Annotated in this window: 10 protein-coding genes and 3 rRNA genes; all 13 read left to right on the forward strand. The window is 66.9% G+C overall.

All coding sequences use genetic code 11. The features are described 5' to 3' along the window. Window positions 1–246: 246 nt before the first annotated feature. The 13 genes from argC to ACZ5AJ_RS03120 all read left to right on the forward strand — a co-directional run bounded on the left by argC (window position 247) and on the right by ACZ5AJ_RS03120 (window position 18327). A complete protein-coding gene (gene argC / locus ACZ5AJ_RS03060; protein WP_464138681.1) occupies window positions 247–1359 on the forward strand; it encodes an N-acetyl-gamma-glutamyl-phosphate reductase in 1113 nt (370 codons plus the stop codon). Between the two features lie 53 nt (window positions 1360–1412). Beyond that, a complete protein-coding gene (gene argJ / locus ACZ5AJ_RS03065) occupies window positions 1413–2582 on the forward strand; it encodes a bifunctional glutamate N-acetyltransferase/amino-acid acetyltransferase ArgJ (RefSeq protein WP_464136973.1) in 1170 nt (389 codons plus the stop codon). After that, a complete protein-coding gene (gene argB, locus ACZ5AJ_RS03070; RefSeq protein ID WP_464136975.1) occupies window positions 2579–3520 on the forward strand; it encodes an acetylglutamate kinase in 942 nt (313 codons plus the stop codon). The genes argJ and argB overlap by 4 nt, the downstream gene beginning before the upstream one ends. Next, window positions 3513–4943 (forward strand): acetylornithine transaminase, encoded by a 1431-nt coding sequence (locus ACZ5AJ_RS03075; protein WP_464136977.1) that lies wholly within the window; start codon window positions 3513–3515, stop codon window positions 4941–4943. Before argB ends, ACZ5AJ_RS03075 begins: the two co-directional genes overlap by 8 nt. A gap of 1 nt (window position 4944) precedes the next feature. Next, entirely contained in the window at window positions 4945–5949 is a 1005-nt protein-coding gene (gene argF / locus ACZ5AJ_RS03080) for an ornithine carbamoyltransferase (RefSeq protein WP_464136979.1), read from the forward strand. Then, window positions 5946–6464: an arginine repressor gene (locus ACZ5AJ_RS03085; protein WP_464136981.1), complete on the forward strand. Its 519-nt coding sequence runs from the start codon at window positions 5946–5948 to the stop codon at window positions 6462–6464. Before argF ends, ACZ5AJ_RS03085 begins: the two co-directional genes overlap by 4 nt. A gap of 118 nt (window positions 6465–6582) precedes the next feature. Then, a complete protein-coding gene (locus ACZ5AJ_RS03090) occupies window positions 6583–7815 on the forward strand; it encodes an argininosuccinate synthase (protein WP_464136983.1) in 1233 nt (410 codons plus the stop codon). Next, entirely contained in the window at window positions 7812–9251 is a 1440-nt protein-coding gene (gene argH / locus ACZ5AJ_RS03095) for an argininosuccinate lyase (RefSeq protein ID WP_464136985.1), read from the forward strand. Before ACZ5AJ_RS03090 ends, argH begins: the two co-directional genes overlap by 4 nt. A gap of 264 nt (window positions 9252–9515) precedes the next feature. Continuing rightward, window positions 9516–10784, forward strand: a complete 1269-nt coding sequence (tyrS, locus tag ACZ5AJ_RS03100; protein WP_464136987.1) for a tyrosine--tRNA ligase — start codon at window positions 9516–9518, stop codon at window positions 10782–10784. A 717-nt stretch (window positions 10785–11501) separates the two neighbouring features. Continuing rightward, window positions 11502–13020 (forward strand): 16S ribosomal RNA (locus ACZ5AJ_RS03105). A gap of 368 nt (window positions 13021–13388) precedes the next feature. After that, window positions 13389–16453, forward strand: a 23S ribosomal RNA gene (locus ACZ5AJ_RS03110). 118 nt (window positions 16454–16571) lie between these two features. Beyond that, window positions 16572–16688 (forward strand): 5S ribosomal RNA (rrf, locus tag ACZ5AJ_RS03115). Together the 16S, 23S and 5S rRNA genes form the textbook arrangement of a ribosomal RNA operon. Before the next feature lie 631 nt (window positions 16689–17319). Further along, entirely contained in the window at window positions 17320–18327 is a 1008-nt protein-coding gene (locus ACZ5AJ_RS03120; protein WP_464136989.1) for a polyprenyl synthetase family protein, read from the forward strand. The last annotated feature ends 424 nt before the right edge of the window (window positions 18328–18751 follow it).

Raw genomic sequence — 18751 nt, forward strand, 5'->3', positions numbered from 1 at the left:
GCTCTCCTGCCTGGTGACGAGGCTGCGGATGTCGTGTGACGTCGTGGGACGTGGTCCGGGGGCCGGGAGCGCCGCTGCCCCACTTAACCGGTGAATGTGATGAGCTTAACCGCTGAAGCGCGGTGGACGTCAAACCTTTGACGCCGTTGCCGATTCGTGATCGACGGGGGTCGTGTGTGGTGCACCGGACAGCCCGTGACCCGGATTGGCTGTTCATGCAGTGGGGTGTATAGACTTGCCTGCATGATGTCCGCGCCGCTCCCGTCCGTCGTCCCGACCGCCCCCGTCGCGGCGGGCCGACGCCTGCGCGCGGCCGTCGTCGGCGCCTCCGGCTACGCGGGCGGCGAGACCCTTCGGCTGCTCTCCCAGCACCCCGCGGTCGAGGTCGTCACCGTCACCGCCCACAGCAGCGCCGGGCGGCCGCTCGCGGAGCTCGCCCCGCACCTCGACCCCGGCCTCGACCTCGTGCTGCAGGAGACCACCGTGGAGGTCCTCCGCGGCCACGACGTGGTCGTGCTCGCCCTCCCGCACGGCCGCTCCGGGGAGATCAGCGCCGCGCTGCGCGCCGAGGACCCCGACGTGCTCGTGCTCGACCTCGGCGCCGACCACCGGCTCGAGGACCCGCAGGACTGGGCCGACTACTACGGCAGCGAGCACGCCGGCACGTGGACCTACGGCATGCCCGAGCTGCCGCTGGCCGCCGGCCCGAGTCAGCGCGAGCTGCTCGCCGGCGCCCGCGAGATCGCCGTGCCCGGCTGCAACGCGACCGCCGTGAGCCTCGCCCTCGCACCGCTGGTCCGCGCCGGGCTCGTGGACCCCTCCGCCCTGAACGCCGTGCTGCCCGTGGGCTACTCGGGAGCGGGCCGCGCGGCCAAGCAGCACCTGCTGCTCACCGAGGCCGGCGGCGGCGCCCGCCCTTACGGCGTCGGCGGCAGCCACCGGCACATCCCCGAGATCCTCCAGAACCTCCGCCGCGCGGCGGGGGAGGACCCCTCCCGGCGCCTCACCTTCACCCCCGTGCTCGTGCCCATGAGCCGCGGCATCCTCGCCGTGTGCACCGCGCCGCTCGCGGAGGGCGCCGGCACCGCGGACCTCCTCGGCGCCCTCGAGGCGGACTACGGCCAGGAGCACTTCGTGACCCTGCTGCCCGAGGGGCAGGTCCCCGCCACCCAGGAAGTCACCGGCGCGAACACCGTGCGGATCAGCGCCGTGGCGGACCGCCGCAGCGGCCAGGCCACCGTCATCGCCGCGATCGACAACCTCGTCAAGGGCACCGCCGGCGCCGCCGTGCAGTCGATGAACCTCGCCCTGGGCCTGCCCGAGACCACGGGTCTCACCCGCACCGCGCTCGCCCCCTGAGCCGCGCCGCGAGCGCCCCACCCCTCATCCGTCCCGTCCGCTGGAGGACCCCCATGTCGATCACCCGCCCCCAGGGCTTCCGGGCCGCCGGTCTCGCCGCCGGCATCAAGAGCACCGGCAAGCACGACCTCGCCCTCGTCGTCAACGACGGCCCCCGCGACACCGCCGCCGCCGTCTTCACCAGCAACCGCGTGCAGGCCGCGCCCGTGCTCTGGTCCCGCCAGGCCGTGGCCGACGGCCGCGCCCGCGCCGTGGTCCTCAACTCCGGCGGCGCCAACGCCTGCACCGGCCCCGAGGGCTTCGGCGACACGCACGCCACCGCCGAGCACCTCGCCGGCGTCCTCGAGGTCTCCGCCCAGGACGTGCTCGTGTGCTCGACCGGGCTCATCGGCGAGCGCCTGCCCCTGGAGCCGCTGCTCGCCGGCGCCACCGCCGCCGCGGGTGCCCTCGCCGCGGGGGAGCACGCCGATGCCGCCGCCGCCCAGGCGATCATGACCACCGACACCGTCCCCAAGACCGCCGAGGTCGTGCTGCCCTCCGGCGTCGTCGTCGGCGGGATGGCCAAGGGCGCGGGCATGCTCGCCCCGCAGCTGGCCACCATGCTCGTCGTCCTCACCACCGACGCGGACGTCGACGCCGCGACCGCGCAGCAGGCGCTCGCCGAGGCGACCCGCACCACCTTCGACCGCGTCGACTCCGACGCCTGCATGTCCACCAACGACACCGTGATCCTGCTGGCCTCCGGTGCGAGCGGCACCGCCGTGGAGGTCGAGGTGCTCACCGAGGCGGTGCGCGCGGTGAGCGCGGACCTCGCCCGCCAGCTCGTCGCCGACGCCGAGGGCGCGAGCCACGACGTGCACGTGGTGGTCCGCTCCGCGAGCACCGAGCAGGCCGCGCTCGCCGTCGCCCGCGAGATCGCCCGCTCGAACCTCGTCAAGGCCGCGATCTTCGGCAACGACCCCAACTGGGGCCGCATCGTCTCCGCGGCCGGCTGCGTGCCCGAGTCCGTCGCCCCCTTCGCGGTCACGGACCTCTCCGTGAGCGTCAACGGCGTCGAGGTGTGCCGCGCCGGCGGCGCCCACCGCGACCGCTCCGAGGTCGACATGACCCCGCGCGAGACCCTCATCGAGGTCGACCTCGGTGCCGGGAGCGCGAGCGCGGACATCTGGACCAACGACCTCACCCACGACTACGTCGAAGAGAACAGCGCGTACTCCTCATGAGCACCACCGGCAAGAACCCCCTCGCCGCGCTCACGCCCGCCCAGGCGGACGCCCGCGCCAAGTCCGAAATCCTCATCGAGGCGCTGCCCTGGATGCAGCGCTTCGCGGGGAAGATCGTCGTGGTGAAGTACGGCGGCAACGCCATGATCGACGACGAGCTGCGCCGCGCCTTCGCCGCGGACGTGGTCTTCATGCGCCAGGCCGGCATCCACGTCGTCGTCGTCCATGGAGGCGGGCCCCAGATCAGCGCGATGCTCCAGCGTGTGGGCCTGGACAGCGAGTTCCGCGGTGGCCTCCGGGTCACCGACGCCGAGACGATGGACATCGTGCGGATGGTGCTCGTCGGCCAGGTCGGGCGCGAGCTCGTCGGGCTCATCAACGAGCACGGGCCGTACGCGATCGGCATGTCCGGAGAGGACGCGCGGCTGTTCTCCGCGCGCCGCCGCGGCGCGACCGTCGACGGGGAGGAGGTCGACCTCGGCCATGTCGGCGCGGTGACGCAGGTGCGGCCGGAGTCGATCCAGGACCTGCTCGACGCCGGGCGCATACCGGTGGTCTCCTCGATCGCCCCGGAGATCGCGGAGGACGGCCAGCCCACGGGCGCCGTGCTGAACATCAACGCCGACCTCGCGGCGGCAGCGCTCGCCGCCGGCCTCGACGCGGAGAAGCTCGTGGTCCTCACCGACGTCGAGGGTCTGTACCGCGACTGGCCGGATCGCGACTCGCTGATCCCGGAGATCTCAGCCAGCGATCTGCGCGGCATGCTGCCGTCGCTGACCGCGGGGATGATCCCCAAGGCGGAGTCGCTGCTGGATGCGGTGGACTCCGGAGTGCGCACGGCCGCCATGATCGACGGAAGGATCGAGCATGCGGTGCTGCTCGAGGTGTTCACCGCCAAGGGCGTGGGCACCATGGTGAGGAGGGACGACTATGTCTGAGCGGACGACGCCTGCGACCCCCGCGCACTCTGCGCACCCCACGGCCCCGGCGGGCCCGGCGGGCCCGGATGCTCCGCCGACGGGCCCGTCGGTCGCCGACTCCGCCGCGCTCGCGCGCCGCTACGCCGGCTCGATGATCGGCGTGTTCGGCACTCCCCAGCGCGTCCTCGTGCGGGGCGAGGGGACCCGGGTGTGGGACGCCGACGGCAACGAGTACCTCGACCTGCTCGGCGGCATCGCCGTGAACGCGCTCGGTCATGCGCATCCCTCGCTCGTCGCGTCGATCGGCAAGCAGATGGAGACCCTCGGGCACGTCTCCAACTTCTTCGCGACACCGACGCAGATCGAGCTCGCCGAGAGGCTGCTCGAGCTCGCGAAGGCGCCCGAGGGCTCCGGGGTGTTCTTCACGAACTCCGGGACCGAGGCCAACGAGGCGGCCTTCAAGATCGCCCGCCGCACGGGCCGGCCGCGGATCATCGCCCTCGAGCAGTCCTTCCATGGCCGGACCATGGGGGCTCTGGCGCTCACGCACAAGGAGGCGTACCGTGCGCCCTTCGAACCGCTGCCGGGCGGTGTCGAGTTCCTCCCCGCGGAGGACGAGGCGGCTCTCGAGGCGGCCCTCGCCCCGGGCGATGTCGCCGCCGTGTGCGCCGAGCCCATCCAGGGCGAGGCCGGCGTCATCCCGCTGTCGGACGACTACCTGCGCGCTCTGCGGCGCCTCACCCGCGAGCACGGGACGCTGCTGGTCCTCGACGAGGTCCAGACAGGGATCGCGAGGACGGGGGAGTGGTTCGCCCACCAGCGCGTCGAGGGCGTCCTGCCCGACGTCATGACGCTGGCCAAGGGCCTCGGCGGCGGGTTCCCCATCGGTGCCGTGGTCGCGTTCGGCGAGGAGGTCCGCACGCTCCTGCAGCCGGGCCAGCACGGCACCACGTTCGGCGGCAATCCCGTCGGGGCCGCCGTCGCCCTGGCCGTCCTCGGCACCATCGCCGAGGAGGATCTGCTCGCGCACGTGCGCACCGTCGGCGCCGATCTCGCCGCTCGGGTCGCGGCGGTCGCGGAGTCGGATGCGCGGGTCGTCGGCATCCGGGGCGCAGGGCTCCTGCAGGGCATCGAGCTGTCCGCCCCGATCGCACCGCAGGTCGTCGCGGCGGCCCTCGACGCGGGCCTCATCATCAACGCCGCGAACCCGACCACCCTGCGGCTGGCTCCGCCGCTGATCGTCACCGAGGAGGAGCTGTCCGGCTTCGTCGACGCCCTGCCCGGGCTCCTCGATGCCGCCGACGGGTCCGCCGCATCCGACGGCGGATCCGCAGGCCGTACCGAGCATGATCCACGACTGACTGCTGAGCCCGGCCCCGAGCCCGCTCCGGAGCCCGGTCCCGAGCCCCGCCCTGTTCACCTTCCCGAGAAGAGGTCCTGAGATGCCCCGTCACTTCCTGCGCGACGACGATCTGTCCCCGGTCGAGCAGAAGGAGGTCCTTGCGCTCGCCCTCGCGATGACCGAGGACCGCTTCGCGCATCGGCCGTTCGAGGGCCCCCGCACGGTCGCCGTCCTGTTCGACAAGTCTTCCACGCGCACCCGGGTGTCCTTCGCCACCGGCATCGCCGAGCTCGGCGGCAGCCCGCTCGTGATCGAGGCCGGCTCCAGCCAGCTGGGTCGCGGCGAGTCCATCGCCGACACCACCAGGGTGCTCACCCGCATGGTCTCGACCATCGTGTGGCGCACCTTCGGCCAGGACCGGATCGAGGAGATGGCGCGGCACGCCACCGTCCCCGTCGTGAACGCCCTGACGGACGAGTTCCATCCCTGCCAGATCCTCGCGGACCTGCTCACGATCGCCCAGCACACCGGAGGCCTCGGCGGTGACGGCGAGGCCTCGCTGGCAGGCCGCTCCCTGGCGTATCTGGGAGACGGCGCGAACAACATGGCGCACTCCTACCTGCTCGGCGGGGTGACCGCGGGCATGGACGTGCGCATCGCCGCGCCGACCAGTCATCTGCCGACGTCGGCCGTGGTGCGTGCGGCGGAGGTCATCGCCGCGTCGACGGGCGGGTCCGTGACCGTGACCGATGACCCGCAGGCCGCGGTGACAGGCGCGGACGCCGTCGTGACCGACACCTGGGTGTCGATGGGCCAGGAGGGCGAGAAGGGAGCGCGCGGCACCGAGCTGTTCGGCCGCTTCGCCGTGACCGAGGAGCTCATGGAGCGCTCCGGGGGCATCTTCCTGCACTGCCTGCCCGCCTACCGGGGCAAGGAGGTCGCCGCCGAGGTGATCGACGGTCCGCGCTCGGTCGTCTGGGACGAGGCGGAGAACCGGCTGCATGCGCAGAAGGCCCTGATGACCTGGCTCATCGCCCACCCGGACGCGGAGACTGCCGCGCATGCGCTGGCTCTGCCGGCGCAGCGGCCGACGGGGCGCTCATGACCGAGCCCCGACGGGGCCTCGCGCAGACCAAGACGTCCCGTCAGCGCCGGATCGTCGAGCTCCTCGAGCAGCAGGAGGTGGGTTCGCAGTCCCAGCTCGCCCGCCTGCTCTCCGAAGAGGGGTTCGAGGTGACGCAGGCGACCCTGTCGCGGGATCTGGTCGAGCTGCAGGCCGAGAAGGTCCGCGGCGCCCAGGGGGGCCTCGTCTACCGCACGCCGCCGGAGGGGGCGCTGCAGCGGGGCGGGAGCGCCGCCGAGTCGGAGGTGCTCGAGGCCAGGCTCCCGCGCCTGGCCGAGGGTCTGCTGGTCTCCGCGGAGGCGAGCGGGAACCTCGTCGTGGTCCGCACGCCTCCGGGGGCGGCCCAGTACCTCGCCTCCGCGATCGACCGCTCTGTCCTGCCCGACGTCATCGGTACCATCGCGGGGGACGACACCGTGCTGCTGGTGGCCCGCGACGCCGACGGCGGGGACGCTCTCGCCGCGCGACTGCTCGACCTGGCCGACGGGCCCCGCTGACAGCCTCCCGGCACCTATGGGCCCTGCGACGGGTGCCATCTCGGCCGCCGGCTCGGCGCCATCTCCACCGACCCTCATATCGTCAGAACCAGAAGAAGAACCCACTAGGAGCTTTCCCGTGACCGAACGCATCGTCCTCGCCTACTCCGGCGGCCTCGACACCTCCGTCGCCATCGGCTGGATCCACGACGCCACCGGCGCCGACGTCATCGCCTGCGCGGTCGACGTGGGCCAGGGCGGCGAGGACCTCGAGGTCATCCGCCAGCGCGCCCTGGACTGCGGCGCCGTCGAGGCCTACGTCGCCGACGCGCGCGACGAGTTCGCCGACGAGTACTGCATGCCCGCCCTCAAGGCGAACGCGCTGTACATGGACGCCTACCCGGTCGTCTCCGCGATCTCGCGCCCGGTGATCACCAAGCATCTGGTCAAGGCCGCCAAGAAGTACGGCGCCACCACCGTCGCCCACGGCTGCACCGGCAAGGGCAACGACCAGGTCCGCTTCGAGGTCTCGATCACCTCCCTCGCGCCGGAGCTCAAGTGCATCGCCCCGGTGCGGGATCTGGCGCTGACCCGCGATCGCGCGATCGAGTACGCGGAGCGCAAGAACCTGCCGATCGCCACCACCAAGCACAATCCCTTCTCGATCGACCAGAACGTGTGGGGCCGCGCCATCGAGACCGGCTTCCTCGAGGACATCTGGAACGAGCCGACCAAGGACGTCTTCAACTACACCGACGATCCGGCCTTCCCGCCGGTGGCCGACGAGCTGGTCATCAGCTTCGAGCAGGGCGTCCCGGTCGCGATCGACGGCCGCGCCGTCACGCCCCTGCAGGCGATCCAGGAGCTGAACCGTCGGGCGGGCGCCCAGGGCGTCGGCCGCATCGACATCGTCGAGGACCGTCTGGTCGGCATCAAGTCCCGCGAGGTGTACGAGGCGCCCGGGGCGATGGCCCTCATCACCGCGCATCAGGAGCTCGAGCGCGTGACCCTCGAGCGCGAGCAGGCACGGTTCAAGCGCCAGGTCGGAGATCGCTGGACCGAGATGGTCTACGACGGCCAGTGGTTCTCCCCGCTGAAGAAGTCGCTGGACGCGTTCATCGAGGACACGCAGCGCTACGTCTCCGGAGACATCCGCATGGTCCTGCACGGCGGACGGGCGACCGTGACCGGACGTCGCACCGAGACCGGCCTGTACGACTTCAACCTCGCCACCTACGACGAGGGCGACGCCTTCGACCAGTCCCAGGCCCGCGGTTTCATCGAGATCTACGGCCTCGCCGCCAAGCAGGCCGCCGCCCGCGATGTGGCGCTGGGCAACGGTCAGGACCTGACCGTCGAGGACGACGCGTGAGCAGCGCGGCCGGGTCCCCGGCGGAGGGCGGCAGCGCGGCCCTGTGGGGCGGACGCTTCGGCTCCGGTCCCGCGGCGGCGCTCGCGGCGCTGTCGAAGTCGACGCACTTCGACTGGAGGCTCGCGCAGTACGACCTGCGCGGCTCGAAGGCCCATGCCAACGTGCTGCATGCTGCCGGTCTGCTCGACGACGACGAGCGGGACCGGATGCAGGACGCGCTGGACGCTCTCGCCGCCGACGTCGCCTCCGGCGACTTCATCGCCGCGGCCGACGACGAGGACGTGCACACCGCCCTCGAGCGCGGGCTCATGGAGCGAGCCGGCTCGGAGCTCGGCGGCAAGCTGCGCGCCGGACGTTCGCGCAACGACCAGATCGCGACGCTCATCCGCCTGTTCATCCGCGACCAGGCACGGGGGATCGGAGACCGCATCCTCGACCTGGTGCAGGTGCTGCTCGAGCGTGCTCGCGAGGTGCACGGCGTTCCGATGCCGGGCCGCACCCATCTGCAGCACGCCCAGCCGCTGCTGCTGAGCCACCACCTGCTCGCGCATGCCTGGCCGCTGCTGCGGGATGTGGAGCGTCTGCAGGATCTGGACCGTCGCACCGCTGTCTCGCCCTACGGCTCCGGGGCCCTCGCGGGATCGAGCCTCGGACTGGACCCGCAGCGCGTGGCCGCAGAGCTGGGCTTCGAGGACTCGGTGTGGAACTCGATCGACGGGACCGCATCCCGGGACCTGACGGCCGAGTTCGCCTTCGTGCTGGCGATGGTCGCGATCGACCTCTCCCGGCTCGCGGAGGAGGTCATCCTGTGGAACACGAAGGAGTTCTCCTTCATCACCCTGGACGACTCCTTCTCCACGGGGTCGTCGATCATGCCGCAGAAGAAGAACCCGGACATCGCCGAGCTCGCGCGCGGCAAGGCAGGGCGCGTCATCGGTGATCTGGTGGGGCTGCTCGCCACGCTGAAGGCCCTTCCGCTCGCGTACAACCGCGACCTGCAGGAGGACAAGGAGCCGGTCTTCGACCAGGTCGACTCGCTCGAGCTGGTGCTCCCGGCCTTCACCGGGATGATGGCGACCCTCACGTTCCATACCGACAGGATGGCCGCGCTCGCTCCTCAGGGCTTCTCCCTCGCGACGGACATCGCCGATCACCTCGTGCGTCGCGGGGTGCCCTTCCGTCAGGCCCATGAGATCTCGGGCGCCTGCGTGAAGCTCGCCGAGGAGCAGGACAAGGAGCTGTGGGACATCACGGACGAGGAGTTCGCGGGGATCTCGGAGAATCTCGATCCATCCGTGCGCGAGGTGCTGTCCGTGGAGGGCTCCATCGCCTCGCGGGATGCCAAGGGCGGCACGGCCCCGGTGCGTGTGGCAGAGCAGGAGGACGAGGTCGAGCGGAGGATCGCTGCTCTGCGCGGCTTCACTGCGGACCGCTGAGCAGAGAGCGTCCGTGATGAGAGCCGGTGTCCCCGGAGAGCATCCGCGTCAGCGGTGAGAGACGGCTTCCGCGACGAGCTCGAGCAGACGCAGGATCTGCGCACCTCGACCGGTGCTCGACGGGGCCGGCCCTTCGCAGAGGGCCGGCCCCGTCGAGCCGATATCGGATCGCGCTCCCTCCTCGTCTCTGGGAGAATGACCTCCGACCACCATGATCGGCGGATCGCGATGCGCGGAACCGCCCGAACGAGAGGAACCTGATCGATGCAGACCGTCCTGGACGAACTCGCCTGGCGAGGACTCGTCGTGCAGACCACCGGGCGCGAGGCGCTCGGCAGCGCTCTCGCGGACGGACCGATCAGCCTCTATTGCGGTTTCGACCCGACAGCCGCCTCCCTCCACGTCGGCCACCTGACCCAGGTGCTCACCATGCGCCGGTTCCAGCTCGCCGGCCATCGACCCTTCGCCCTGGTGGGCGGTGCGACGGGACTCATCGGCGACCCCCGCATGTCGGGGGAGCGCGTGCTGAACGACGAGGATGTGGTGGCCGGCTGGGTCTCCTCGCTCCGTGATCAGATCTCCCGCTTCCTGGATCTGGACGGCGAGTTCGGCGTGCAGATGGTCAACAACCTCGACTGGATCGGCGGGATGAGCGCCCTGCAGTTCCTGCGGGACATCGGGAAGCACTACCGCATGGGCACGATGCTCGCGAAGGAGACCGTCGCACGTCGGCTGGCGAGCGACGAGGGGATCAGCTACACGGAGTTCAGCTACCAGATCCTGCAGGGCCTGGACTTCCTCGAGCTGCATCGCCGCCATGGCGTCTCTCTGCAGTACGGCGGGAACGACCAGTGGGGGAACCTGCTCTCCGGCGTGGATCTGATCCGCAAGGTGGAGGGGCACGACGCGCATGCGATGACCACACCGCTGGTCACGAAGGCCGACGGCACCAAGTTCGGCAAGAGCGAGGGCGGTGCGGTGTGGCTGGACGCGGAGCTCACCAGCCCCTACGCCTTCCACCAGTTCTGGCTGAATGCGGCCGACGCCGATGTCGTGAACTACCTGCGGTACTTCACCTTCCGCTCCCAGGAGGAGATCGCGGAGCTCGAGACGGCGACGAAGGATGCATCGCATCAGAGGGCCGCGCAGAAGGCCCTCGCCGATGAGCTGACGACGCTCGTCCACGGCCAGCGGGCGACGGATCAGGCCAAGGCAGCCGCGGCCGTGCTGTTCGGCCGCGGGGACGTCCGCGAGCTGGATGAGCAGACGGTCGACGCCATCGCCGGCGAGCTGCCCGGCGCGACGCTGGCGCCGACGGACACGCTCGTCGACGCCTTCGTCGGCACCGGTATCGCGTCGTCGAAGGGAGCTGCACGGCGCGGCGCGGACGAAGGAGGACTGTCGGTCAACGGGGAGAAGATCTCCGCCGACGATCTCGCGGCGGAGCTCGGCACGCTGACGGCCCTGCCCGGTGGGCGGCTCCTGCTCCGGCGCGGCCGGAAGAGCGCTGCCATCGCGACCCTGCGCGGCTGAGCACCGCGCGGCGACCCCACGGGATCACCGCGCGATCGACGTGGAGCCCCGGACCGATGCGGTCCGGGGCTCCACGGCGTCCACGGCCCTTATCACCCGACATGCGTGCCGATGCAAGCCGGGGGAGGCCCCCGGTGACCCCACTCTCAAACGTGGGTCACATCGGGCTCCATTGCGCGGCCGCTAGCCGCAGAAAGTTGGGTTGACCTGCGTGTTCGGAGGTACGGAGGGGTTGCCGCAGGGTGAACGACCGGGTTTGACGGCCGTTGAGCCCGCCCCGTACTGTCTTCCTTGTCAGCACGGACGACGCGAGAGCGAAGACCCGGGACGTTCCACTCGATGGGACCCGGATCGGATGCAGGAGCGGACGATGTGCGGGCCCGGCCGTTCCAGGCCGAGGGCGAGGGCCGACTCACTGATCGCATCGCGATCAGGATGAGACCCGGAACACGTCAAGCAGAGTTGAATCGGACTCGAGGAACTGCTAAGGTAATGACTCGCGCCGGGACGACGAAGCGGAAGCTCGTCGGATGGAGTCTCCACCCGGCACTCGAGCCTCTACGACGGATCGCTGGGCGGTCCCGAGGGATGTGCGCGTGTTGCTTGATATCTCAATAGCGTGTCTGTTTGTTGATGCCAATATTTTTGATTGGCAAGATTTACGGATGATCAGCAGTAGCTGGTTGTTTGTTTCTTTTGCCGGGATTTTTTCATGTTTTCATGGAGAGTTTGATCCTGGCTCAGGACGAACGCTGGCGGCGTGCTTAACACATGCAAGTCGAACGATGACGGTGGTGCTTGCACTGCCTGATTAGTGGCGAACGGGTGAGTAACACGTGAGTAACCTGCCCCCCACTCTGGGATAACCTCGGGAAATCGGGGCTAATACCGGATATGAACTGTCACCGCATGGTGGTGGTTGGAAAGTTTTTCGGTGGGGGATGGGCTCGCGGCCTATCAGTTTGTTGGTGAGGTAGTGGCTCACCAAGGCGATGACGGGTAGCCGGCCTGAGAGGGCGACCGGCCACACTGGGACTGAGACACGGCCCAGACTCCTACGGGAGGCAGCAGTGGGGAATATTGCACAATGGGCGAAAGCCTGATGCAGCGACGCCGCGTGAGGGATGACGGCCTTCGGGTTGTAAACCTCTTTCAGTAGGGAAGAAGCGAAAGTGACGGTACCTGCAGAAGAAGCGCCGGCTAACTACGTGCCAGCAGCCGCGGTAATACGTAGGGCGCAAGCGTTGTCCGGAATTATTGGGCGTAAAGAGCTTGTAGGTGGCTTGTCGCGTCTGCCGTGAAAACCCGAGGCTCAACCTCGGGCGTGCGGTGGGTACGGGCAGGCTAGAGTGTGGTAGGGGAGACTGGAACTCCTGGTGTAGCGGTGAAATGCGCAGATATCAGGAAGAACACCGATGGCGAAGGCAGGTCTCTGGGCCATTACTGACACTGAGAAGCGAAAGCATGGGGAGCGAACAGGATTAGATACCCTGGTAGTCCATGCCGTAAACGTTGGGCACTAGGTGTGGGGAACATTCCACGTTTTCCGCGCCGTAGCTAACGCATTAAGTGCCCCGCCTGGGGAGTACGGCCGCAAGGCTAAAACTCAAAGGAATTGACGGGGGCCCGCACAAGCGGCGGAGCATGCGGATTAATTCGATGCAACGCGAAGAACCTTACCAAGGCTTGACATGCACCGGACGGTCGCAGAGATGTGGCTTCCTTTGGGCTGGTGCACAGGTGGTGCATGGTTGTCGTCAGCTCGTGTCGTGAGATGTTGGGTTAAGTCCCGCAACGAGCGCAACCCTCGTTCCATGTTGCCAGCGCGTTATGGCGGGGACTCATGGGAGACTGCCGGGGTCAACTCGGAGGAAGGTGGGGACGACGTCAAATCATCATGCCCCTTATGTCTTGGGCTTCACGCATGCTACAATGGCCGGTACAATGGGTTGCGATACTGTGAGGTGGAGCGAATCCCAAAAAGCCGGTCTCAGTTCGGATTGGGGTCTGCAACTCGACCCCATGAAGTCGGAGTCGCTAGTAATCGCAGATCAGCAACGCTGCGGTGAATACGTTCCCGGGCCTTGTACACACCGCCCGTCAAGTCACGAAAGTCGGTAACACCCGAAGCCAGTGGCCCATCCTCGTGAGGGAGCTGTCGAAGGTGGGATCGGTGATTGGGACTAAGTCGTAACAAGGTAGCCGTACCGGAAGGTGCGGCTGGATCACCTCCTTTCTAAGGAGCATCACCAAGTATGGTGGCCGTCTGCCTGCCCGCGTGTGGTGGGGATGGTTGCTCATGGGTGGAACATCAACGGATGGGCGCTTCGCTGGTTCGCAGTGATTGTTCTAGTACGCCTCCCTGGTGGGGTGGGAACGGATGGTCGTGGGCTGGTTCGAGGTGGAGACACGCTATTGGGTTGTGAGGCTGCACGCGGCCTGTTCTGGGGTTCTTCCTGTGGGGAGGGGCTCGGGGTGGGTGTGTGGCTGGTCCTCCCTTGCTGGGGCATCGCTGTGGTGGTGTGCTGGTGGGTGTGGGGTTGTTTCTTGAGAACTACATAGTGGACGCGAGCATCTTGTAAGCAATTTTTTGTCTTTGTGTGTTGCCAAGTCTTTAAGGGCGCACGGTGGATGCCTGGGCACAAGGAGCCGATGAAGGACGTGGGAGTCTGCGATAAGCCTCGGGGAGATGACAACCGATCTGTGATCCGAGGATGTCCGAATGGGGAAACCCACCGCAAGTCATGTTGCGGTACCCGCCATTGAATGTATAGGTGGCGTGGAGGGAACGCGGGGAAGTGAAACATCTCAGTACCCGCAGGAAGAGAAAACAAATAGTGATTCCGTGAGTAGTGGCGAGCGAAAGCGGAGGTGGCTAAACCTGGTCTGTGTGATACCCGGCAGGGGTTGCAGGCTGGGGGTTGTGGGGCAGTGCGTGACCTCTCTGCCGGGGGGTCGGCGTGGACGTGTGTTGGTAGTCGAAGTCGTGGTGAGTGCGACGGCGTAGAGGGTGTGACCCCCGTAGACGAAACTGACGTGCGGCGTTGTTGCTGTTCCCGAGTAGCACCGGGCCCGTGAAATCCGGTGTGAATCTGCCAGGACCACCTGGTAAGCCTGAATACTCCCTTGTGACCGATAGCGGACAAGTACCGTGAGGGAAAGGTGAAAAGTACCCCGGGAGGGGAGTGAAATAGTACCTGAAACCGTGTGCTTACAATCCGTCGGAGCCTTTTGGGGTGACGGCGTGCCTTTTGAAGAATGAGCCTGCGAGTTAGTGGTCGGTGGCGAGGTTAACCCGTGTGGGGTAGCCGTAGCGAAAGCGAGTCTGAACGGGGCGTTCAGTCGCCGGCTCTAGACCCGAAGCGAAGTGATCTATCCATGGGCAGTGTGAAGCGCGGGTAAGACCGCGTGGAGGCGCGAACCCACTTCAGTTGAAAATGGAGGGGATGACCTGTGGATAGGGGTGAAAGGCCAATCAAACTTCGTGATAGCTGGTTCTCCCCGAAATGCATTTAGGTGCAGCGTTGCGTGTTTCGTGCCGGAGGTAGAGCACTGGATAGGCGATGGGCCCCACCGGGTTACTGACCTTAGCCAAACTCCGAATGCCGGTACGTGAGAGCGCAGCAGTGAGACTGTGGGGGATAAGCTTCATAGTCGAGAGGGAAACAGCCCAGAACATCAGCTAAGGCCCCTAAGCGTGTGCTAAGTGGAAAAGGATGTGGAGTTGCTGAGACAACCAGGAGGTTGGCTTAGAAGCAGCCACCCTTGAAAGAGTGCGTAATAGCTCACTGGTCAAGTGATTCTGCGCCGACAATGTAGCGGGGCTCAAGTACACCGCCGAAGCTGTGTCATTCCGGTTTTGCCGGGATGGGTAGGGGAGCGTCGAGCAGCCAGCGAAGCCGCGGGGGAACCCAGTGGTGGAGGCTGTTCGAGTGAGAATGCAGGCATGAGTAGCGAAAGACGGGTGAGAAACCCGTCCGCCGATTGATCAAGGGTTCCAGGGCTAGGTTAATCCGCCCTGGGTTAGTCGGGACCTAAGGCGAGGCCGACAGGCGTAGTCGATGGACATCGGGTTGATATTCCCGAACCGATCGTAGGAGGACCCATACCGAGGCGTCTGATGCTAACCACCCGAGCTGCCTGCTCGCCCTTCGGGGTGGGTGTGGTGTGTGAGGCTGGGAACCAGGGATGTAGTAGGTCAGCGTGTGGGATGACGCAGAGAGGTAGCTTCCGCGGACTTAATGGAATAGTCCGTCTAAGCGTGCAGCCCGATCCCGGGTAATGCTGGGGTCGTGTGGGTGAGACGTGATGGGGATCCCGTATGGGCGTAGGTGAGTGATCCTGTACTGCCAAGAAAAGTTCCGGCGTGACGAATACGGTCGCCCGTACCCTAAACCGACTCAGGTGATCAGGTAGAGAATACCGAGGCGTTCGAGAGAATCGTGGTTAAGGAACTCGGCAAAATGCCCCCGTAACTTCGGGAGAAGGGGGGCCCGATCCGTGAGAGCGGGGAGGGCCGCAGAGACCAGGGAGAAGCGACTGTTTACTAAAAACACAGGTCCGTGCGAAGTCGTAAGACGCTGTATACGGACTGACGCCTGCCCGGTGCTGGAAGGTTAAGAGGACTGGTTAGCACTTCGGTGCGAAGCTGAGAATTTAAGCCCCAGTAAACGGCGGTGGTAACTATAACCATCCTAAGGTAGCGAAATTCCTTGTCGGGTAAGTTCCGACCTGCACGAATGGCGTAACGACTTCTCCACTGTCTCAACCGCGAACTCGGCGAAATTGCATTACGAGTAAAGATGCTCGTTACGCGCAGCAGGACGGAAAGACCCCGGGACCTTTACTATAGTTTGGTATTGGTGTTCGGAACGATTTGTGTAGGATAGGTGGGAGACTGGGAAGCGTTCACGCCAGTGGATGTGGAGTCGTTGTTGAAATACCACTCTGGTCGTTCTGGATTCCTAACCTCGGTCCGTGATCCGGATCAGGGACAGTGCCTGATGGGTAGTTTAACTGGGGCGGTTGCCTCCTAAAGAGTAACGGAGGCGCTCAAAGGTTCCCTCAGCCTGGTTGGCAATCAGGTGTTGAGTGTAAGTGCACAAGGGAGCTTGACTGCGAGACAGACATGTCGGGCAGGTGCGAAAGCAGGAACTAGTGATCCGGCACCTCATTGTGGAATGGGTGTCGCTCAACGGATAAAAGGTACCCCGGGGATAACAGGCTGATCTTGCCCAAGAGCTCATATCGACGGCATGGTTTGGCACCTCGATGTCGGCTCGTCGCATCCTGGGGCTGGAGTTGGTCCCAAGGGTTAGGCTGTTCGCCTATTAAAGCGGTACGCGAGCTGGGTTTAGAACGTCGTGAGACAGTTCGGTCCCTATCCGCTGCGCGCGTTGGATATTTGAGAAGACCTGTCCCTAGTACGAGAGGACCGGGATGGACTGACCTCTGGTGTGCCAGTTGTTCTGCCAAGGGCATGGCTGGTTGGCTACGTTGGGAAGGGATAACCGCTGAAAGCATCTAAGCGGGAAGCCTGCTTCAAGATGAGATATCCGTGCACGTTTACGTGTGAGAGGCCCCCAGTAGACCACTGGGTTGATAGGCCAGATGTGGAAGCGCAGTAATGTGTGGAGCTGACTGGTACTAATGGCTGATGACTTATCAACATACTTGTTGTTGTTTGCGTGTGTTCGCGTCCACTGTGTGGTTCTGGAGAAGCAATCCCTGGGGTTCTCCTGCTCGTGTGTCGGGTGGGTGGTCTTGGGGTCCAGGGTCTCGTCGTGTTACGGCGGTCATAGCGTCGGGGAAACGCCCGGTTCCATTCCGAACCCGGTAGCTAAGCTCGATCGCGCCGATGGTACTGCACTCGGGAGGGTGTGGGAGAGTAGGTCGCCGCCGGACATCTTCACCGAGAAGAGGGGTGGGGGAGTCGCTGAGAGGCATCGATCCATGGGGTCGATCGTTTCTCGCCTCCCTCACCCCTCTTTCTCGTGTTTCCCGCCCGCCTCTGCGACCCGCGTCTCCCGTCCGCGGGCCACGGGTTCAGTGCGCGTCCCCCCCCCGGGTTCGGGGGGAGTGTCCGTCTACCACCGTTGAGGGACCGTTCCAGCGACGACAGACGGACACTGCTCGCTCCCAGACCCTGGGACCCGCACCCAGCCCCTCACCCAGCCCCAGCGCTTGGCCCGGGCCCAACGCGGACCCGGACCTGGACCCGGTCTCGGAACCCGGGCTCGGAGGATCAACGCTGGTACCGAGTCGACTCTTAGAGCGTTGTCTCGGGGTCACGGGGCCAGCCAAGGTGAGCAGGCCGCCAGCTCGGTGCAATGTCCGGGCTGATGTCGGGTTCCACCCGTCACCTCGGCAGGCCGGGCCTGCAGGGGAGGGCTCCTGTCCGGGTAGACTCAGATGCCGCGGGCGCGGTGCTCCGAAGTACCTACAGCGCCCCTTGCGGCATCGGATCCCCGATGCCTCAACGCCACCCACACGGCCGCGCCCGATCCGGCTCGGCCCTGCACCTTCCAGGAGAGCCATGGCATCCACGCTGCCGGCCGTTCCCGACATCGACGAGGACCTCGCCGCCTCCGTGGCCGAGCGACTCGTCCTCGTGGAGAGCAAGCTGCGTGACTCCGTCGCCACGAGTGATGACATGGTCCGCTGGACCGGCCGCCATCTGATGGATGCCGGGGGCAAGCGAGTCCGTCCCATGCTCGTGCTGCTGGCCGCTTCTCTCGGAGACGTGGATCGGGATGCCGTGATGGACGCCGCTGTGCTGGTCGAGCTGACCCATCTCGCGAGCCTCTATCACGACGACGTCATGGACTCCGCTCCCACCCGGCGTGGCACTCGCAGCGCTCATTCCGTGTGGGGCAACAATGTCGCGATCCTGACCGGGGACTTCCTCTTCGCGCGGGCGAGCGCGCTGAGCGCGCAGATCGGCGCGGATGCCGTGCGCCTGCATTCCGAGACCTTCGAGCGACTCTGTCTCGGGCAGCTGCATGAGACGGTCGGCCCGAAGGCCGACGAGGACCCCTTCGAGCACTACGTCTCGGTGCTCTCCGACAAGACGGCCTCGCTGCTCGCGCTCGCAGGTCAGCTCGGCGCATCGCTCGGCGGCGCACCTGAGGGCGCGGATGACGTCCTGCGTCGGTACGGGGAGAAGATCGGCGTCGCCTTCCAGCTCGCTGACGATGTCCTCGATCTCGGCAGCGACGCCGCGACGAGCGGGAAGACGCCAGGAATAGACCTCCGTGAGAAGGTGCCCACGATGCCGACTCTGCTCGTCAGACGGCGTGCGTCGGAAGCACCGGATGCTCGCACCCTCGAGATCGTCGCTCGCCTCGATGGTGATCTGAGCTCCGATGAGGAGCTGAGCGCTCTGGTCGAGCTGCTGCGTGATGATCCTTCGCTCGAGGAGACCCGAGCTCTGGCACAGCGGACTGCCGACGAGGCTGTGGAGATCCTCGCGGAGCTCCCTGAGGGAGCCGTCCGCGATTCCCTCGTCACCTTCACGCGCACGCTCGTCGAACGAGGACGCTGACCCGCTCGTCTGCGCGTCTCCTGACATCTCTGCCCGTCCTGACATCTTTGCCCGGTCGTGACCGTCGCCGGATGGCGGTGACGGTGCCCGCCCAGTAGGCTGTCGGGCACGCGCAGCGAACGCCGTCGATGTGGGCCCTTCGGGGGAGGTGCCGTCCATCCGTCGATCGCCTTCCCAGCGCGGTGCATCAGTCCATCGGACGGCGCTCCCGGCGTCGGCCGCCTGAGGGGGAGCTTGCATGACGGATCGCGGGAGCGCGCGCGGAGCTGCTGGAGCAGCGGTTCCGCCGCGCGTGCGTCGCCGTCGTCGAGCTTCTGCGTCAGCTGCGGTCCTGGCCGTGGCATCGCTCGTGATCACGGGATTCGCTCTTCATCATCCGGGGCTGACGTCATCCCGGGTGACCGTCTCGGACGGCGGTGTCTGG

Source organism: Brachybacterium zhongshanense, from assembly GCF_055385755.1.